Source organism: Ruegeria sp. H9 (assembly GCF_056532915.1).
This window is the reverse complement of the sequence record NZ_JBQFNX010000001.1, coordinates 1,674,711-1,689,962: the sequence shown is the minus strand read 5'-3', so window position 1 is coordinate 1,689,962 and position 15,252 is coordinate 1,674,711. Positions and strand designations below refer to the sequence as shown.

General features: G+C 60.5%; 15 protein-coding genes and 1 riboswitch. Of the genes, 13 read left to right on the top strand and 2 right to left on the bottom strand.

Translation table 11 applies throughout. The annotated features are described in order from the left end of the window. Positions 1-23: 23 nt before the first annotated feature. Positions 24-1,010, bottom strand: a complete 987-nt coding sequence (locus ACR0CZ_RS08125) for an NAD(P)-dependent oxidoreductase (protein ID WP_480439222.1) — start codon at positions 1,008-1,010, stop codon at positions 24-26. Between the two features lie 105 nt (positions 1,011-1,115). Continuing rightward, a riboswitch (cobalamin riboswitch) is annotated at positions 1,116-1,322 on the top strand. Between the two features lie 85 nt (positions 1,323-1,407). On the opposite strand from ACR0CZ_RS08125, the gene ACR0CZ_RS08120 reads away from it, so the two are divergent. From ACR0CZ_RS08120 to cobJ, 7 genes are read left to right on the top strand one after another with little or no spacing between them, the layout of a single operon-like run. Then, complete coding sequence (locus ACR0CZ_RS08120; RefSeq protein ID WP_170391837.1) at positions 1,408-1,788, top strand: DUF1636 family protein; 381 nt, start codon at positions 1,408-1,410, stop codon at positions 1,786-1,788. Further along, positions 1,785-2,840 carry a cobalamin biosynthesis protein CobW gene (gene cobW / locus ACR0CZ_RS08115; protein WP_170391839.1) on the top strand — a complete coding sequence of 352 codons (1,056 nt, stop codon included), beginning with the start codon at positions 1,785-1,787 and terminating at the stop codon, positions 2,838-2,840. The genes ACR0CZ_RS08120 and cobW overlap by 4 nt, the downstream gene beginning before the upstream one ends. Before the next feature lie 5 nt (positions 2,841-2,845). Next, the gene (gene cobN, locus ACR0CZ_RS08110) at positions 2,846-6,139 is read left to right on the top strand and encodes a cobaltochelatase subunit CobN (RefSeq protein ID WP_170391841.1); all 3,294 of its coding nucleotides are present in this window, start codon (positions 2,846-2,848) and stop codon (positions 6,137-6,139) included. Next, positions 6,136-7,263 carry a precorrin-3B synthase gene (cobG, locus tag ACR0CZ_RS08105; RefSeq protein ID WP_170391843.1) on the top strand — a complete coding sequence of 376 codons (1,128 nt, stop codon included), beginning with the start codon at positions 6,136-6,138 and terminating at the stop codon, positions 7,261-7,263. Before cobN ends, cobG begins: the two co-directional genes overlap by 4 nt. Beyond that, on the top strand, positions 7,263-7,892 hold the full coding sequence (locus ACR0CZ_RS08100; RefSeq protein ID WP_170420943.1) for a precorrin-8X methylmutase: 630 nt from the start codon (positions 7,263-7,265) through the stop codon (positions 7,890-7,892). Before cobG ends, ACR0CZ_RS08100 begins: the two co-directional genes overlap by 1 nt. Next, positions 7,889-8,617, top strand: a complete 729-nt coding sequence (locus tag ACR0CZ_RS08095) for a precorrin-2 C(20)-methyltransferase (RefSeq protein ID WP_170420941.1) — start codon at positions 7,889-7,891, stop codon at positions 8,615-8,617. Before ACR0CZ_RS08100 ends, ACR0CZ_RS08095 begins: the two co-directional genes overlap by 4 nt. Next, positions 8,614-9,372, top strand: coding sequence for a precorrin-3B C(17)-methyltransferase (gene cobJ, locus ACR0CZ_RS08090; protein WP_170391849.1), 759 nt, complete (start codon positions 8,614-8,616; stop codon positions 9,370-9,372). Before ACR0CZ_RS08095 ends, cobJ begins: the two co-directional genes overlap by 4 nt. Here cobJ and ACR0CZ_RS08085 read toward each other — a convergent pair. Further along, positions 9,369-10,100, bottom strand: coding sequence for a cobalt-precorrin-6A reductase (locus ACR0CZ_RS08085; protein ID WP_170391851.1), 732 nt, complete (start codon positions 10,098-10,100; stop codon positions 9,369-9,371). The two genes, cobJ and ACR0CZ_RS08085, sit on opposite strands and share 4 nt — an antisense overlap. Between ACR0CZ_RS08085 and cbiE the strand changes: the two genes are divergently transcribed. The 6 genes from cbiE to cobF are packed head-to-tail and all read left to right on the top strand — an operon-like array spanning position 10,099 to position 15,224. Continuing rightward, positions 10,099-11,298 (top strand): precorrin-6y C5,15-methyltransferase (decarboxylating) subunit CbiE, encoded by a 1,200-nt coding sequence (gene cbiE, locus ACR0CZ_RS08080; RefSeq protein ID WP_170391853.1) that lies wholly within the window; start codon positions 10,099-10,101, stop codon positions 11,296-11,298. The two genes, ACR0CZ_RS08085 and cbiE, sit on opposite strands and share 2 nt — an antisense overlap. Beyond that, positions 11,295-11,663 carry a cobalamin biosynthesis protein gene (locus ACR0CZ_RS08075; RefSeq protein ID WP_170391855.1) on the top strand — a complete coding sequence of 123 codons (369 nt, stop codon included), beginning with the start codon at positions 11,295-11,297 and terminating at the stop codon, positions 11,661-11,663. The genes cbiE and ACR0CZ_RS08075 overlap by 4 nt, the downstream gene beginning before the upstream one ends. Continuing rightward, complete coding sequence (gene cobM / locus ACR0CZ_RS08070; protein WP_170391857.1) at positions 11,660-12,454, top strand: precorrin-4 C(11)-methyltransferase; 795 nt, start codon at positions 11,660-11,662, stop codon at positions 12,452-12,454. Before ACR0CZ_RS08075 ends, cobM begins: the two co-directional genes overlap by 4 nt. After that, positions 12,441-13,763, top strand: coding sequence for a cobyrinic acid a,c-diamide synthase CobB (locus ACR0CZ_RS08065; protein ID WP_480537078.1), 1,323 nt, complete (start codon positions 12,441-12,443; stop codon positions 13,761-13,763). Before cobM ends, ACR0CZ_RS08065 begins: the two co-directional genes overlap by 14 nt. Continuing rightward, positions 13,760-14,488 (top strand): uroporphyrinogen-III C-methyltransferase, encoded by a 729-nt coding sequence (gene cobA, locus ACR0CZ_RS08060; protein ID WP_170391860.1) that lies wholly within the window; start codon positions 13,760-13,762, stop codon positions 14,486-14,488. Before ACR0CZ_RS08065 ends, cobA begins: the two co-directional genes overlap by 4 nt. Beyond that, a complete protein-coding gene (gene cobF / locus ACR0CZ_RS08055; protein ID WP_170391863.1) occupies positions 14,481-15,224 on the top strand; it encodes a precorrin-6A synthase (deacetylating) in 744 nt (247 codons plus the stop codon). Before cobA ends, cobF begins: the two co-directional genes overlap by 8 nt. Positions 15,225-15,252 lie beyond the last annotated feature (28 nt).

Here is a 15,252-nt window from a genome sequence, read left to right as displayed (position 1 = left end):
GCAATGCTTGCCGATTAATCGATCTACCGATTCTGCGGGATCACCTCATAACCCGGTTCTTCTGGCTCGTCGTCCAGCATCTCGGTTGGGAACCCTGGCGCCTGGATCTCCAGTCCGGTCGCGTCCTCTAGCCGCCTGATGATGTTCGGGGACAGTTCACGCTCACCATATCGCGCGATGCCATCTTCGAAAATCTTGATCATCAATGGGTTTATCTCCAGAGGAACTCCGGCACGGTCGGCGACCTCCTGAAACAGACCGATATCTTTTTTCACCAGATCCATGGTGAAGGAAATATCGCGCGAGCCGTTCAGGATGACCTGACTTTCGGTCTCGTGCACGAAGGATGTGCCTGACGATATCTTGATCGCTTCATAGGTGGTTCCAAGGTCCATACCGGCGGCCTTGGCTGTCACCAATGCCTCGGCGCAGGTGATCAGGTTGGCGGTAGCCAGATAATTGGTCAACACCTTCAGAACAGAGGCCGAGCCCAGATCGCCCGTGTGCAAAATGCGCCGCCCCATGGTGGTCAGGAATGGCAGGATACGTTCAAAAGTCTCACGATCACAGCCTGCGAAGATCGAGATATTACCCGTCGCTGCCCGGTGACATCCGCCGGAAACCGGGCAATCCACCGCTGCGCCGCCTCGTTCGATGACCATTGCGCCAAGGCGTTTGACTTCGGCTTCGTCAGTGGTCGACATTTCCATCCAGATTTTGCCAGGGCCGACCTCTGGCAACATTTCCTGCATCACCGCATCCGAGGCCGCAGGAGAAGGCAAACAGGTTATAACAGCATCGCAATCGCGCATCAGTTGCGCCGGGCTTTTGGCGGCTTTGGCACCCTTGGCGACGAATTCGGTCACCAGATCCGGGTTCAGGTCATGAACCGTCAGATCGATACCGTTTCGTAGCAGCGATCCAGATAGCTTGCCCCCTACATTCCCCAGCCCGATAAACCCTACTTTCATGCGCGGTATCCTCCTGTTCGCATCTTGCTGCCATGCCAGCACGTCGTTGCAGAAGTATCATGCCGCCCAGCGACTCCGACAGGTCGCTTTTTATCCGCTTTTTCACGGATCGGCGCGACTCGCTTGACAAGCAACCCTGCCCTGCCGCATGTCCCTTTCGTTGGTGTCTGCGAGAGCAGATGAAAAGGGAATGCGTCAGCGGTTTTTGCCGTCAAACGCAGCCGCCCCCGCGACCGTGACCGGAGAGGGTGCCCAAAGCCACTGGCAGTATGGCCGGGAAGGCGGGACATCCGACAGAGGCCTCCTCTGACATCCGCAAGCCGGGAGACCTGCCAACGCCCGAAGATGAAACCGGACGGGGTGTTCCGGTGTGGGGCTGTGATCGGCCCGCATGAAACCCCGTCCCCCACGAAGAGGATTTGGGGGGATGAGAGACATGACCGAGACCGCACCGGTCGAACTGCTGGTTTGCACTACCTGCCGTCGCGGGCTGCCTGTCGAGGATGACGCCCAGCGCCCCGGCACGTTGCTGCACAAGGCGCTTGAACAGGCGGGCCTGCCCGAAGGCATTACCTTGAAAGCTGTGGAATGCCTGTCGAATTGCGATGAAGGCTGCTCGATCGTGCTACGCGGAGGACCGGATCGCTGGACTTTCGTGTATGAGCATCTGAACGAGATCGACCATGTTGAAACCATCGTCGAAGGCGCAGCCAAATACCTCGCCACCGAGGACGGTTTGGTCAAATGGCGCGAACGTCCCGAACATTTCCGCAAAAACTGTGCGGCCCGCATTCCCCCGATTGGAGCCCTGAAATGAGCAATCTCGAGAAACTCCCCGTCACTGTGATCACCGGCTTTTTGGGCTCGGGCAAAACCACTTTGGTGAGACACCTGATGCAGAACCCGCAGGGCAAGCGTCTGGCGGTGGTCGTCAACGAATTCGGCGATGTCGGCGTCGATGGCGATATCCTGAAGTCCTGCGCCATTCCTGATTGCCCCGCAGAAAACATCATGGAACTGGCCAATGGTTGCATCTGCTGCACCGTGGCCGATGATTTCATCCCGACCATTGAAGCCCTGATGGCACTAGAGCCGCGCCCCGATCACATCCTGATCGAAACCTCCGGTCTTGCCCTGCCAAAACCGCTGCTGAAGGCGTTCGACTGGCCCGATATCCGCTCGAAAATCACCGTCGATGGCGTGATTGCTCTGGCCGATGCCGAGGCCGTGGCCGCTGGTCGGTTCGCTCCGAATGTCGAGGCGGTGGATGCGCAACGCATGGCAGATGACTCGATTGATCATGAAACTCCCTTGTCCGAGGTGTTCGAGGATCAGATTTCCTGCGCCGACATCATTCTGCTGACCAAGCCCGATCTGGCTGGCCCGGAAGGCGTTGCGAAAGCGAAAGAGATCATCGCCGCCGAAGCGCCCCGCCCCATGCCCGTGGTCGAAGTGGCCGAGGGTGCCGTGGACGTCCGCGTCGTGCTGGGTCTAGAAGCCGCGGCCGAGGATGACATGGACGCGCGTCCCAGCCATCACGACGGCCATCACGATCACGAGCATGACGATTTCGAAAGCATCATCGTTGAACTGCCCGAGCAAACCGATCCGATTGATCTGGTCGCCAAGATTGAACGATTGGCCAACGAGTTGAATATCCTGCGCGTCAAAGGCTATGCCGCCGTTCAGGGCAAGCCCATGCGCCTACTGGTTCAGGCCGTCGGTGCGCGCGTGCGTCACCAATATGACCGCCTGTGGGAGCCCGGCGAAGACCGTCGCTCGCGCCTTGTGGTCATTGCCGAGCATGACGATATCAAAGAGGCCGAGATCCGCGATATCCTCGTGGGTGTAACCGAGGCTGCCGAGTAAGACTTATGCACGTCGTCTTCCGCGAAAGCCATGGGCTCGAAGAAACCGAGACCCCGACCGATCTGGGTCAGAGCCCGGCGGACCTGGTGGTGCTGTCCTTTTCCGACAGTGACCTTGGCGCTTTCGCGGCGGGATGGCATCGTGGAGGTGGGCCTGAAGGACGCATGCCAACGATGCGGCTGGCCAATCTGACGGCGCTGAAGCATCCCCTCTCAGTCGACACATATGTCGAGCAGACACTGGAGGGCGCAAAGGGCATCCTGATCCGTCTGATCGGTGGAGTGCCCTATTGGGCGTACGGCTTGCAGCAGGTTCTGGCGCTGGCGCAGGCCAAAGGGATTGCACTGGCCGTACTGCCCGCAGACGGTCGCGAGGATACGCGGCTGGATGATTACTCTACCCTGCCTGTCTCGACCCTGCGGCGGCTGGCGCATCTGTGCGACACCGGCGGTGAGGTCGCGGCGCAGGCCGCTCTGGCGCAGATGGCACTGGCTGCGGGGTTGTATGCAGGTCCGGTCATGGGCGCCAAGACCATCCCCGAATGCGGTGCCTGGTGCCCAGATCACGGCGTGATCCCTGCAGAAAACGCTCTGCCCGGTGATGCGAAACGTATCATCGTAACCTTCTATCGTGCTTATCTGACCTCGGCGGACACAGCCCCAATCGCAGCGCTGATCCGCAGCTTGCGCGCGCGAGGTTTTGAGGCCGTCGGCCTGTTTGCCCCGTCGCTCAAAGCACCAAATGCCGCCGATTGGCTGCGCGAGACTATTGTAGCGCTGAAGCCTTCGGCAATCGTCAACGCCACCTCATTCTCAGGCAAGGGCGCATCAGGCACCTCACCTCTCGATGTGGCAGAGGTGCCGGTCTTTCAGGTGGCGCTGGCCACCTCACGCCGCAAAGCGTGGGCCGAAGCGGAACGTGGCCTTTCACCAGCTGATCTTGCCATGCATGTGGTCCTTCCGGAAGTGGACGGGCGGATCAACGCGGGCATCGTATCCTTCAAAGAGCCGGGCAAACGCGACCCGCATCTCGAGTATTCTCGCTTCGCTCATCGGGCTGAACCCGAACGGATCGAAGCCATCATCAACCGCGTCTCCGGCTGGCTGAACCTTCACGACAAACCCAAAGCGGAGCAGGTTCCGGCGCTGGTACTATCGACCTATCCCGGCAAAGACTGGCAGATGGCACATGCAGTGGGTCTGGATGCGCTGGCCTCGGCTGAGGCAATGTTGCTCGATCTGCAAGGCGAAGGGTATGACACCGCGCCTACCGAACCGATTGCTGAAACTCTTCTTGATGCCCGGATTTCATGGCCGCTAGAGGATTATCAGGCGGCGCTGGCGGCGCTGCCGGAAACACTCCGCGCCGATCTCAATAAGGTTTGGGGCACTCCCGAAGACGACCCTGCTTTCACAAATGGCGCGTTCCATTTCACGGCACTGCGTCGCGGAAAGGCTCTGATCGCGCTGCAGCCCGAGCGCGGCACACCCGAACTGCGCGATGACGACTATCACGATCTGTCGCGCACACCGCGCCACGCCTACGTCGCCTTTTACTTGTGGCTGCGCAAAGGATTGGTCGCGGATGCGCTGATCCATATCGGCGCACATGGCACGCTGGAATGGTTGCCGGGAAAATCAGTCGCCTTGTGCAACGAATGTTGGCCCGAGGCGTTAATCGGCGATCTGCCGGTGATCTACCCCTTCATAGTCAACGACCCCGGCGAGGCCGCGCAGGCCAAGCGTCGGATCGGGGCGGTTACGTTGGGCCATATCCCACCCCCGATGAAGGAAAGCGGCACACCAGATCGCATGGTGCGGCTGGAATCGCTGTTGGACGAGTTCTCGAACGCGGACGGGCTAGACCCCAAACGCCGCGATCGCCTGCAGGAAGATATCCGGGACGAGGCGCAGGCGATCGGGCTGGAAAGCGATCTTGGCCTCGATCAGGCCACCTGTACCGCCGAGGCGATCACGCGCATTGACCGATTTGTCTGCGACATCAAGGAAAGCCAATTCGGAGATGGGCTGCATATCTTTGGGCGCGTCCCCGATGTGACGGGTAATTTCGACGCTGCCCCCTCAGCCCAAGCTGAACGCTCTGCCCTGATTGACGCTTTAGCGGGCAAACGGATCGAGGCCGGGCCGTCCGGATCCCCCTATCGCGGACGTACGGATGTATTGCCGACCGGGCGGAATCTTTTCACGACCGACCCGCGCTCGGTTCCCACGCGCGCGGCCTATACACAAGGCGTCAAGCTCGCTGAGGAACTGGTTCGGCGGCACCTGCAAGAAGAAGGCGACTACCCCAAGGGCTTGATCGTCGATCTATGGGGTTCGGCCACTATGCGCACAGCGGGCGAGGAATTCGCCCTGGCGCTGCACCTGCTGGGGGTGAAGCCGGTTTGGGATAAAGGGTCTGAGCGGGTCTCGGGCATCGAAGTGTTGCCGATCACCGATCTCAGCCGCCCGCGACTGGACGTAACATTGCGCGTCTCAGGTCTTTTCCGGGACGTGTTCCCGACGCTTTCCGCGCTGTACGGTCAGGCTGTCCGCGCATTGACCAAACGAGATGAAGCACCCGATTGGAATCCTTACGCCGGTCAGGAGCCTGCGGCGCGGGTCTATGGGCCAGCCCCCGGCAGCTATGGTCTGAACATGACTCATCTGTCCGAAACCTATACGGATGAGGCACGCGTGCAGGCGGGTGAGGCTTGGCTGGACGCCAGTTCCTTCGCTTTGGAAGGTGAACACATCGCGCAGGATAAGGACGGTATCTCGCAACGCGTCGCCAACGCCGACAGCTTTGTGCACCTACAGGACCTGACCGAGACGGACTTGCTGCTGGCCAATGATTATGCAACGCACGAGGCCGGATTTGCCGCCGCCAAGAAAATCACCGGCGGTACCGCACAGCTCTATCATCTGGACAATACCAACCCGGACAACCCGCGCGCCCGCACCCTGCCCGAGGAAATCAGCCGCGTCGTCTATGCCCGCGCCGCCAACCCGGGCTGGATTGCCGGAATGCAGCGGCACGGGTTCCGGGGCGCCGCTGAAATCGCGGCGACGCTGGATCATATGGCATCTTTCGCGCATCTGTCCGGCACAGTCGCACCGCATCTGTTCGATCTGTACCACAACGCCACGCTGGGCAATGAAGAGGTCGACGCCTTCCTGCAACAGGCAAACCCGCAAGCACATCAGGCCATGCAGGATCGGTTCCGTGCACTGCTGGAGGCAGGGCTATGGCATACCCGCCGGAACTCGATCCGCGCCGACCTGGAGGGGTTGGGATGAGTGCGCCCATCGTGCAGGGCTGGTGCCCCGGTGCCCATCGCCCGATGATGTCCGGTGATGGGCTGGTCGTGCGGGTGCGCCCTCGGCTGGCACGTCTGGATGCGCAACAGGCGCTGGGACTGTGCGAATTGGCGGAACGGTTCGGCAATGGTACCATCGACCTCACCAACCGCGCCAATCTTCAGCTGCGTGGAGTGAAGGAAACCGACCACCAATCCCTGTTGGCAGCGCTTTCCGCGCTGAATCTGCTGGACGCCGAACCCGGAATCGAAATTCGCCGCAACATTCTGGTCTCACCGCTCTATGAAGCCGGTGATCTGACCACCCGGCTGACACAGGAATTGATCCAGCGTCTTGCCGAGCTTCCGGATTTACCTGCCAAGTTCGGCTTTGCCATCGACACAGGTCCCGAGCGTTTATTGGCCGATGACTCGGCGGATATCCGGCTTGAACTCGGTTCGGGCAGCCTGATCCTGCGCGCGGACGGGGCCGAAACCGGGCGAGCGGTGAGCGAAGCCCAAGCAATCGACCAAGTGATCGCGTTGGCGAAGTGGTTTGCGCAAACCCACACAACCGAGACCCGCCGCATGGCGCGGACCGTTGCCATATATGGTTTGCCCAGCGAGTGGCAACGCAGCGCGCCCGGCCCCATTGGCGTGCCTCTTCAACCGGGAGCCTGCGCGCGGGGGACACTCTATGGCGCTGCCTTTGGGCAGCTACCGGCGCGGCAACTCCATTCGCTGGTTGAAAACAGCAACGCCACTGCCCTGCGGGTCACACCATGGCGGCTGTTCCTGTTGGAAGGCGGGGCGGCGATACCCGCCCCTGACTTTGTCACAGATGGCACCGACCCGCTGAGAACAACCGACGCCTGCCCCGGCGCGCCATACTGCCCGCAGGCGCAGGTCGAAACCCGCGGTGTGGCGTGCGCCCTGGCCGCGCGCGTTGCAGGCAGCCTGCATGTGTCGGGCTGCGCCAAGGGATGCGCCCGAATGGGTCCGGCCGATGTCACTTTGGTTGGTAATTCCGGACGATTTGACCTTGTCAAACAAGGCCGCGCGGGGGATGAGCCCTGCCAACGCGGCCTGACCGAAGAAACACTCATGACCATGGACTTCACCTGATGCCCTATGAATACGAAACCGACGGCGCGGCGATCTACAAGCAGAGCTTTGCCACCATCCGATCCGAGGCTGATCTGGCCCGGTTCGATGCCGATGAAGAACAGGTCGCCGTTCGGATGATCCACGCCGCAGGGATGGTCGGGCTGGAAGAGTTCGTCCATTTCTCGGACGGTTTTGTCTCGGCAGCGCGTTCCGCGCTGGAAAATGGCGCGCCGATCCTGTGTGATGCCCGCATGGTCAGCGAAGGCGTCACCCGCTTTCGCCTGCCCGCTGACAACGAAGTGATCTGCACCCTGCATGACGAGCGTGTTCGCCCTCTGGCTGCCGAAATGAGCAACACGCGTTCTGCCGCCGCGCTAGAGCTGTGGCGTCCGCATCTGGAAGGAGCACTGGTCGCGATCGGTAACGCCCCTACCGCGCTTTTCCACCTGCTGAACATGTTGGAAGATCCCGACTGCCCACGCCCCGCTGCCATTATCGGCTGCCCGGTGGGCTTCGTCGGAGCGGTCGAGTCCAAGGATGCCTTGTGGGAGGCGCAGCCCGTACCCTCCTGCATCGTCAAAGGCCGTTTGGGAGGCAGTGCGATCACCGTAGCCGCAATCAACGCCATCGCGAGCCGCGCGGAATGAGCGGGGGAAAGATATACGGCGTAGGCCTTGGCCCCGGCGATCCGGACCTGATGAGTGTCCGTGCGGACCGCCTGCTGCGCAATGCCCGCCATGTGGCGTTTTTTCGCAAACCTGGCCGCACAGGTCAGGCCCGCAAGATCGTCAATGGAATGATCCCCGGCGACGCCATCGAGTTTCCAATGGAGTACCCGGTAACCACCGAAATCCCGGTGACGGATCCAAGGTATAATGAACTCCTTTCGGTGTTTTACGAAGACTGTGCCGCACATCTGAAGTCGCTTACCGAAAATGGTGAGGATGTAGTGGTTCTGTGCGAAGGCGATCCGTTCTTCTATGGATCATTTATGCACCTTTACAATCGACTACGAGATATATCTGAAGTCGAAGTCGTACCTGCCATAACCGGCATGTCCGGCGCTTGGACCGCAACCGGTGACCCGATAACTTGGGGCGACGATGTCCTCACGGTTCTTGTTGGAACCTTGCCCGAGGATACGCTGACTGAACGCATGACCCAGACCGACGCGCTGGTTGTCATGAAGATCGGGCGGAACTTCGACAAGGTAAAGCGCGCGCTGAGACAGGCCGGGCTTTATGATCGCGCGTGGATCGTCGAATACGCTCAGATGCCGAACCAACGGGTCTGCAAACTGTCTGATAATTGCGAAGGGATCACGCCCTATTTCTCAATCATTCTGGTTCATGGACAGGGACGCCGACCATGAGCGGTTGGGTCAAGATCGCTGGCCTTGGGCCTGGAAACGAAGCACTGGTCACTCCCGAAGTCACTGCCGCTCTGGCAGAAGCGACGGACGTGGTTGGCTACATCCCTTATGTTGCTCGGGTGGCCGAGCGAGAGGGGTTGACCCTGCACGCCAGCGATAACCGGGTCGAGATCGACCGCTCTCAGCACGCTTTGCAAATGGCGGCCGACGGTAAGCGCGTCGTTGTAGTCTCGTCAGGGGATCCCGGCGTGTTTGCAATGGCCGCTGCGGTGTTTGAAGCGCTTGAAAACGGGCCGAAAGACTGGCGTGACATACAGATTGACGTGCTGCCGGGGATCACTGCGATGCTGGCGGCTTCGGCCCGCGCTGGGGCACCGTTAGGGCATGATTTCTGCGCCATCAACCTGAGCGACAACCTGAAGCCATGGCCACTGATCGAAAAGCGCCTCCGACTTGCCGCGCAGGGCGATTTCGCCATGGCGTTCTATAACCCTCGCTCGAAGTCTCGACCGGAAGGGTTTGAAAAAACGCTGGAAATCCTGCGGGAAGAATGTGAGCCGGAACGCCTGATCCTGTTTGCACGCGCTGTATCCCGCGAGGATGAGGCATTGCGGATTTCAACTCTGGAAGAAGCCACGGCAGATATGGCGGACATGCAGACCGTCGTCATCGTCGGCTCGTCCCTGACACGCATAGTCGAGCGCAACAGCGCCCCGATCGTCTACACCCCGAGATTCACGCTGGCCAAGGATTAAGTATGCGCCAGCCAGTCCAAGACCTGCGTGACATTTGCCAACTCGGTCCGCTTCGGCAGGGTCGGACGGTCTATCATCAGAACCGGCAAGCCCAGCGCCCTGGCGGCATCCAGTTTGGCCCGCGCGCCGGTGCCACCCGCATTCTTGGATACAATCAATTGCGTATGGTGACGTTCCATCAAGGCCCGGTCCTCTTCAACAGAAAACGGGCCCCGCGAAACGATCACATCGCTTTTCGGAAGCGGCAATGCGTCCGGATCGTCTACAAGCCGCAAAAGATAGTGATGCTGAGGTTGGGCCGCGAAGTCATGAAGATGCATGCGGCCAACTGCCAGGAAGACGCGGCGGGCTGGACCGGCCAGAGCTTCAACCGCACCTTCAATATCCGGTACGTGCTGCCAGTTGTCCCCGTCTTGCGCGACCCAAGCAGGTCGCGTCAAAGCGGCCAAGGGCGTTGCGCCCCCCGCACAGGCTTCCACCGCATTCCGGCTCATCTGCGCGGCAAAGGGATGAGTCGCATCGACAACATGGCTGACGCCGTGCTCGTGAATGTACCGCGCCAGTCCCGCTGCACCACCAAACCCGCCCACGCGCATCGGCACGGGTTGCGAGCGCGGGTTATCGACACGTCCAGCGTAGGAATATGTAGCGGGAATGCCTTGATCGGCAACCGATTTTGCCAGAGCATTCGCCTCGGTCGTGCCACCAAGAATCAGGAGGTTGGGCATGTCTGAAACTCCGTGGCTGACTGTATTGGGTTTGGGCGAAGATGGACTGGATGGCCTGTCCCCTGCAAGCCGTCAAGTGCTGGACCGCGCTGAGATTGTCATGGGCCCGACACGCCACCTGTCGTTGATACCAGACAGCGCGGCGGAACGGATTGAATGGCCGGTCCCATTTGCCGATGGCCTGCCAATTCTGACCGGATTGCGCGGTCAGCAAACCGTTGTGCTGGCCTCGGGTGATCCGTTTTGGTTCGGGGCCGGGTCCGTTATCGCGCGTAATTTCGATGCGAACGAATGGATTGCCCTACCCGGCCAGTCAACCTTTTCGCTTGCTGCTGCGCGGCTTGGTTGGCCGCTTGAAAACACGTTGACCTTCGGGCTACATGCCGCGCCTCTTACGCGCCTTCGCCCTCACTTGGCACCCGGCCTGCGCGCGATTCTCTTGCTGCGCGACGGCAAAGCCGTAGCTGAGCTTGCGACCTATCTGGGCGAAACCGATTTTGCCGATTGCACTCTGCACGTCATGGAAGCGCTCGGTGGCCCCCGTGAACGCGCGCGTAGCGTGTCGCTGACCGAGGCGTTGCTTGGAACATTCGAACATCCGGTTTGTGTCGGTCTTGATGTCGCGGGTACTGGGCGTGCCTTTCCCAAAGCCTCGGGAAAGCCCGATGACATCTTTGAAACCGACGGCCAGATCACCAAGCGCCCCATTCGCGCGCTAACCCTGTCGGCGCTTGCTCCTCAGCGGGGTGAGCATCTGTGGGATATTGGCGGCGGCACCGGTTCGATCAGCATCGAATGGCTGATGTGCGATCCGACGCTAACTGCAACGACTATCGAGCCGCGTGCTGATCGGGCCGAACGCATTCGCCGCAATGCCAATACGTTAGGGCAGGATCGGTTGTGCGTTGTGCACGGTTCTGCACCAGAGTCGTTGGCTGATCTTGACCGACCCGATGTGGTGTTCATCGGTGGCGGTCTGAGTGCGGATCTGCTGAACTGGCTACACGCTAATCTTCAGGCCGGCACGCGGCTGATCGCCAACGCGGTGACATTGGAAAGCGAAGCGTTACTAGCTGAATGGCACGACAAGCTGGGCGGAGACCTGCTGCGTATCGAACTTGCGCAGGCAGCTGCGCTTGGTCCGCGGCGAGGATGGAAATCTGCATATCCCGTGGTGCAGTGGAGCCTCACGTTATGATCGTCGCGGGGTTAGGTTTCTCATCCTCTGCTACGCTGGCCAGTCTTCGTGCCGCTTTCGAGCTTGCCTCGACAGGAAAAACTGTCGATGCCCTTGCGACTGTTGCGGACAAGGACGGACACACCGCACTTGCCGCGCTTGCAGAAGCAACTGAGCTGCCGGTACATTTCATTCCGGCAAATGATCTTGCCGAACAACGCACACTTACTTGCTCAACCCGCAGTCGCGCCACATATGGCACCGGCAGCGTGGCCGAAGCATCCGCTCTTGCTGCCGCCGGACATGGCGCGCGGCTGATTTCACCCAGACAAATCTCGGACGACCGGCTTGCAACCTGCGCCGTCGCCATCGGAGGACAGACATGACCGTTCATTTCATCGGCGCCGGACCGGGCGCCGCCGACCTGCTAACCCTGCGCGGGCGCGATATCATCGGCTCCTGCCCGGTGTGCCTCTATGCGGGTTCATTGGTACCCGAGGAGATTCTGGGCCACTGCCCCGAAGGCGCGAAGATCGTAAACACCGCACCCATGGATCTGGATCAGATCATGGCCGAAATCGAAGCAGCGCATAAAGCTGGACAGGACGTGGCGCGGCTGCATTCCGGGGACCTCTCGGTCTGGTCGGCGATGGGTGAGCAAATCAGACGTCTGAAAGAGATGGGTGTCCCGGTCAGCGTCACGCCCGGTGTACCCTCGTTTGCGGCTGCGGCTGCAGCGCTCGGGACCGAGCTGACACTGCCCGGTCTGGCGCAATCAGTGGTCTTGACCCGCACGCCCGGGCGTGCGTCTTCGATGCCGGAAGGCGAGACACTGAAAAACTTCGCTAAAACAGGTGCGACTTTGGCTATCCACCTTTCGATCGGAAATCTGGACAACGTCATCGCCGACCTGACACCTGCCTATGGGGCAGACTGCCCGGTCGCCGTGGTCTACCGCGCTAGTTGGCCAGATGAGAAGATCATCCGCGCAACGCTTGCCACGTTGAAGGAGGCGCTGGACAACAGCATCTCGCGCACCGCACTGATCATGGTTGGTCCAGCGCTTGCAGGTGAAGGGTTTGACGAAAGCTGTCTGTATTCCAAGACATATGACCGCCGCTATCGCCCTCAAAGCGCCGACAGTCCGTGGTCGAGCTGGAGCCATGGTGATGACTAACCCACCGGGAATACTGATTTCCGCTCCGTCGTCGGGTACAGGCAAGACCACTGTCATGCTGGGATTGCTCCGGGCTTTGGCCCAGGACGGCTTGACCGTGCAACCGTTCAAAAGCGGACCGGACTATATAGATCCGGCGTTTCACCGCGCTGCAGCGGGCCGAGCCTCGTTCAATCTGGATAGCTGGGCGATGGGGGAGCCGCTGCTAAGCGCGATCTCTAAGCAGGCCACGGGCGCGGATATTGTGGTGGCCGAAGGCTCAATGGGTTTGTTTGATGGCGTCGCCAAACCCGGAGAGCTGGGGCATGGGTCGAGCGCTGAAACGGCGCTACGCATGGGATGGCCGGTCGTTCTGGTCCTGGATGTCGGAGGACAGGCGCAATCGGCGGCGGCGACTGCGCTTGGCTTTCAGATGTATAACCCCGATCTACCTTTTGCCGGGGTGATCCTGAACCGCTGTGCCAGCCCAAGACATGAGCGGCTGACGCGGCTGGGCATGGAACGGGCTGGATTGCCGGTTCTGGGCGTTCTTCCGCGCCGAGGTGACCTGACCCTGCCCGAAAGACATCTAGGCCTGATCCAGGCGGTTGAGCATCCGGATCTGGAAACGGCAATCGCCGGATATGCCGCATTCCTGCGTGAACATGTCGATCTGGATGCGATCAAACGGGCGGCCTCCTCAGGCCCTGCTGGGCCATCGTCAGCCGCGCTGCCGCGCCCCCCCGCGCAGCGGATCGCACTGGCCCGTGATGCAGCGTTTTCATTTACCTACCCGCATCTGCTGGAAGGGTGGCGCAGCGCCGGTGCAGAAATACTGCCCTTTTCGCCACTGGCAAACGAAGCGCCAGCTGCAGACGCTGAACTGGTCTGGCTACCGGGGGGCTATCCCGAGCTGCACGCAGGAACATTGGCGGCAGCAGATACTTTCTTGACGGGGCTGCGCAAACACGCGGAAACGCGGCCCGTGCATGGTGAATGCGGGGGCTATATGGCATTGGGGGAAGTTCTGGTCGACAAGGAAGGCGCGCCACATCAGATGGCGGGGTTGTTGGGTCTGCAAACCTCATACCAAAAGCGCAAATTCAACCTTGGCTATCGCAGGGCTGAACTTTTGGCGTCGATGCCGGGCTTTGCCAAGGGTACAGCCTTGCGCGGACATGAGTTCCACTATTCCTCGATCATCGAACAACCTGACGCTCCTCTTGCGCGAGTCTTCGATGCCGAGGGGGCCGAAGGCCCTCAGACAGGATCGCGACGTGGCAATGTCACCGGCACATTTTTCCATCTTATTGCAGAGGCCTCGGCATGACCGGTTTTGTCTCTTTCATTGGCTCCGGTCCGGGTGATCCGGAGCTACTAACGCTCAAGGCCGTAGACCGGATGCAGAAGGCCGATGCGGTGCTGTTTGATGATCTCAGCAGCGGCCCGATCCTGACCCATGCGCGTGACGATGCTGATCTGGTTGGTGTTGGCAAACGCGCCGGTCGCCCTTCGCCCAAGCAGGATCACGTCAGCCGATTGTTGGTGGAGTATGCGCAGACCGGTCAGCAGGTGGTACGCCTGAAATCCGGTGACGGAGGATTGTTCGGTCGACTGGAGGAAGAACTGGTCGCGTTGCAGGCAGCCGGCATCAAATATGAGATCATTCCCGGCATCCCCTCTGCCGTCGCGGCGGCAGCTGCCGCTGGTATCCCTCTGACCCGACGCCTGACTGCACGTCGTGTTCAATTCGTCACCGGGCATGACGTAAGTGGCAAATTGCCGACCGATCTGAACCTTCCCGCCCTGGCTGATGCTAGCGCGACGACGGTCGTATTTATGGGCAAGCGCACTTTTCCCTTGCTGGTCGAAGCCCTGAGCGCGCATGGCTTGCCGTTGGACACGCCTGCTTTGATGGCCGAATCTGTTTCAACTCCCGAGCAATCCTTGGGGCGCTCCACAATCGGAGACCTGTCCGACAAGCTGCGATCCGAGGTTGGAACCGCCCCGGCCCTGATCCTGTATGGCCCGCTGGCAGAGTTCGAAGATGTTTGAACTGATCCTGATCGGAATCGGAACGGGTAATCCCGACCACCTGACCTTTCAGGGGGCGAAGGCGATCAGATCAGCGGACCTGATCCTGATTCCGCGAAAAGGAGAGAACAAAGCCGATCTGGCCGGTTTGCGCGAAGACATCATCACGCAAGTCACCGACAAACCTGCACGGATCGCCTATTTCGACGTTCCCAAACGCCGGGCAGATGACGGTTATCTCCGAGGCGTCGACGAATGGCACGACGCAATTGCCGTACGCTGGCACGAGGCGATTTCAGCCTACCCGGACGCGCAGAAGGTGGCGTTGCTGATCTGGGGTGATCCGTCGCTGTATGACAGTTCGCTAAGAATTGCAGCGCGGCTGGACCCGCAACCGCGAGTCCAGGTTATGCCGGGAATCACAGCGTTACAGGCGTTGACTGCAGCCCATGCGATCCCGATCAATGATCTGGGTGCGCCCTATGTCGTGACCACAGGCCGTCGCATCCGCGATGATGGATGGCCTGAAACGGCGTCGAAAGTGGCCGTAATGCTGGATGGCGAATGCTCGTTCCAGAGCCTGAAGATGACCGATTATGACATCTGGTGGGGGGCATATGTGGGCATGAAAGAAGAGATTCTGATCAAAGGCCCATTGGCGGATGTGGCGCAAGACATTCTGGATACCCGCGCGCAGGCCCGTTCTGATCACGGCTGGATCATGGATATCTATCTGCTGAAGAAACGTGCGACCTGACGCGCGCACAGGATTGTGAGCCCCGTTT

What these genes read in the sequence shown, in the direction of transcription:
- ACR0CZ_RS08120 (WP_170391837.1), top strand. Translation starts at nt 1,408, where the DNA reads ATGACCGAGACCGCACCGGTCGAACTGCTGGTTTGCACTACCTGCCGT.
- cobW (WP_170391839.1), top strand. Translation starts at nt 1,785, where the DNA reads ATGAGCAATCTCGAGAAACTCCCCGTCACTGTGATCACCGGCTTTTTG.
- cobN (WP_170391841.1), top strand. Translation starts at nt 2,846, where the DNA reads ATGCACGTCGTCTTCCGCGAAAGCCATGGGCTCGAAGAAACCGAGACC.
- cobG (WP_170391843.1), top strand. Translation starts at nt 6,136, where the DNA reads ATGAGTGCGCCCATCGTGCAGGGCTGGTGCCCCGGTGCCCATCGCCCG.
- ACR0CZ_RS08100 (WP_170420943.1), top strand. Translation starts at nt 7,263, where the DNA reads ATGCCCTATGAATACGAAACCGACGGCGCGGCGATCTACAAGCAGAGC.
- ACR0CZ_RS08095 (WP_170420941.1), top strand. Translation starts at nt 7,889, where the DNA reads ATGAGCGGGGGAAAGATATACGGCGTAGGCCTTGGCCCCGGCGATCCG.
- cobJ (WP_170391849.1), top strand. Translation starts at nt 8,614, where the DNA reads ATGAGCGGTTGGGTCAAGATCGCTGGCCTTGGGCCTGGAAACGAAGCA.
- cbiE (WP_170391853.1), top strand. Translation starts at nt 10,099, where the DNA reads ATGTCTGAAACTCCGTGGCTGACTGTATTGGGTTTGGGCGAAGATGGA.
- ACR0CZ_RS08085 (WP_170391851.1), bottom strand. Translation starts at nt 10,100, where the DNA reads ATGCCCAACCTCCTGATTCTTGGTGGCACGACCGAGGCGAATGCTCTG.
- ACR0CZ_RS08075 (WP_170391855.1), top strand. Translation starts at nt 11,295, where the DNA reads ATGATCGTCGCGGGGTTAGGTTTCTCATCCTCTGCTACGCTGGCCAGT.
- cobM (WP_170391857.1), top strand. Translation starts at nt 11,660, where the DNA reads ATGACCGTTCATTTCATCGGCGCCGGACCGGGCGCCGCCGACCTGCTA.
- ACR0CZ_RS08065 (WP_480537078.1), top strand. Translation starts at nt 12,441, where the DNA reads ATGGTGATGACTAACCCACCGGGAATACTGATTTCCGCTCCGTCGTCG.
- cobA (WP_170391860.1), top strand. Translation starts at nt 13,760, where the DNA reads ATGACCGGTTTTGTCTCTTTCATTGGCTCCGGTCCGGGTGATCCGGAG.
- cobF (WP_170391863.1), top strand. Translation starts at nt 14,481, where the DNA reads ATGTTTGAACTGATCCTGATCGGAATCGGAACGGGTAATCCCGACCAC.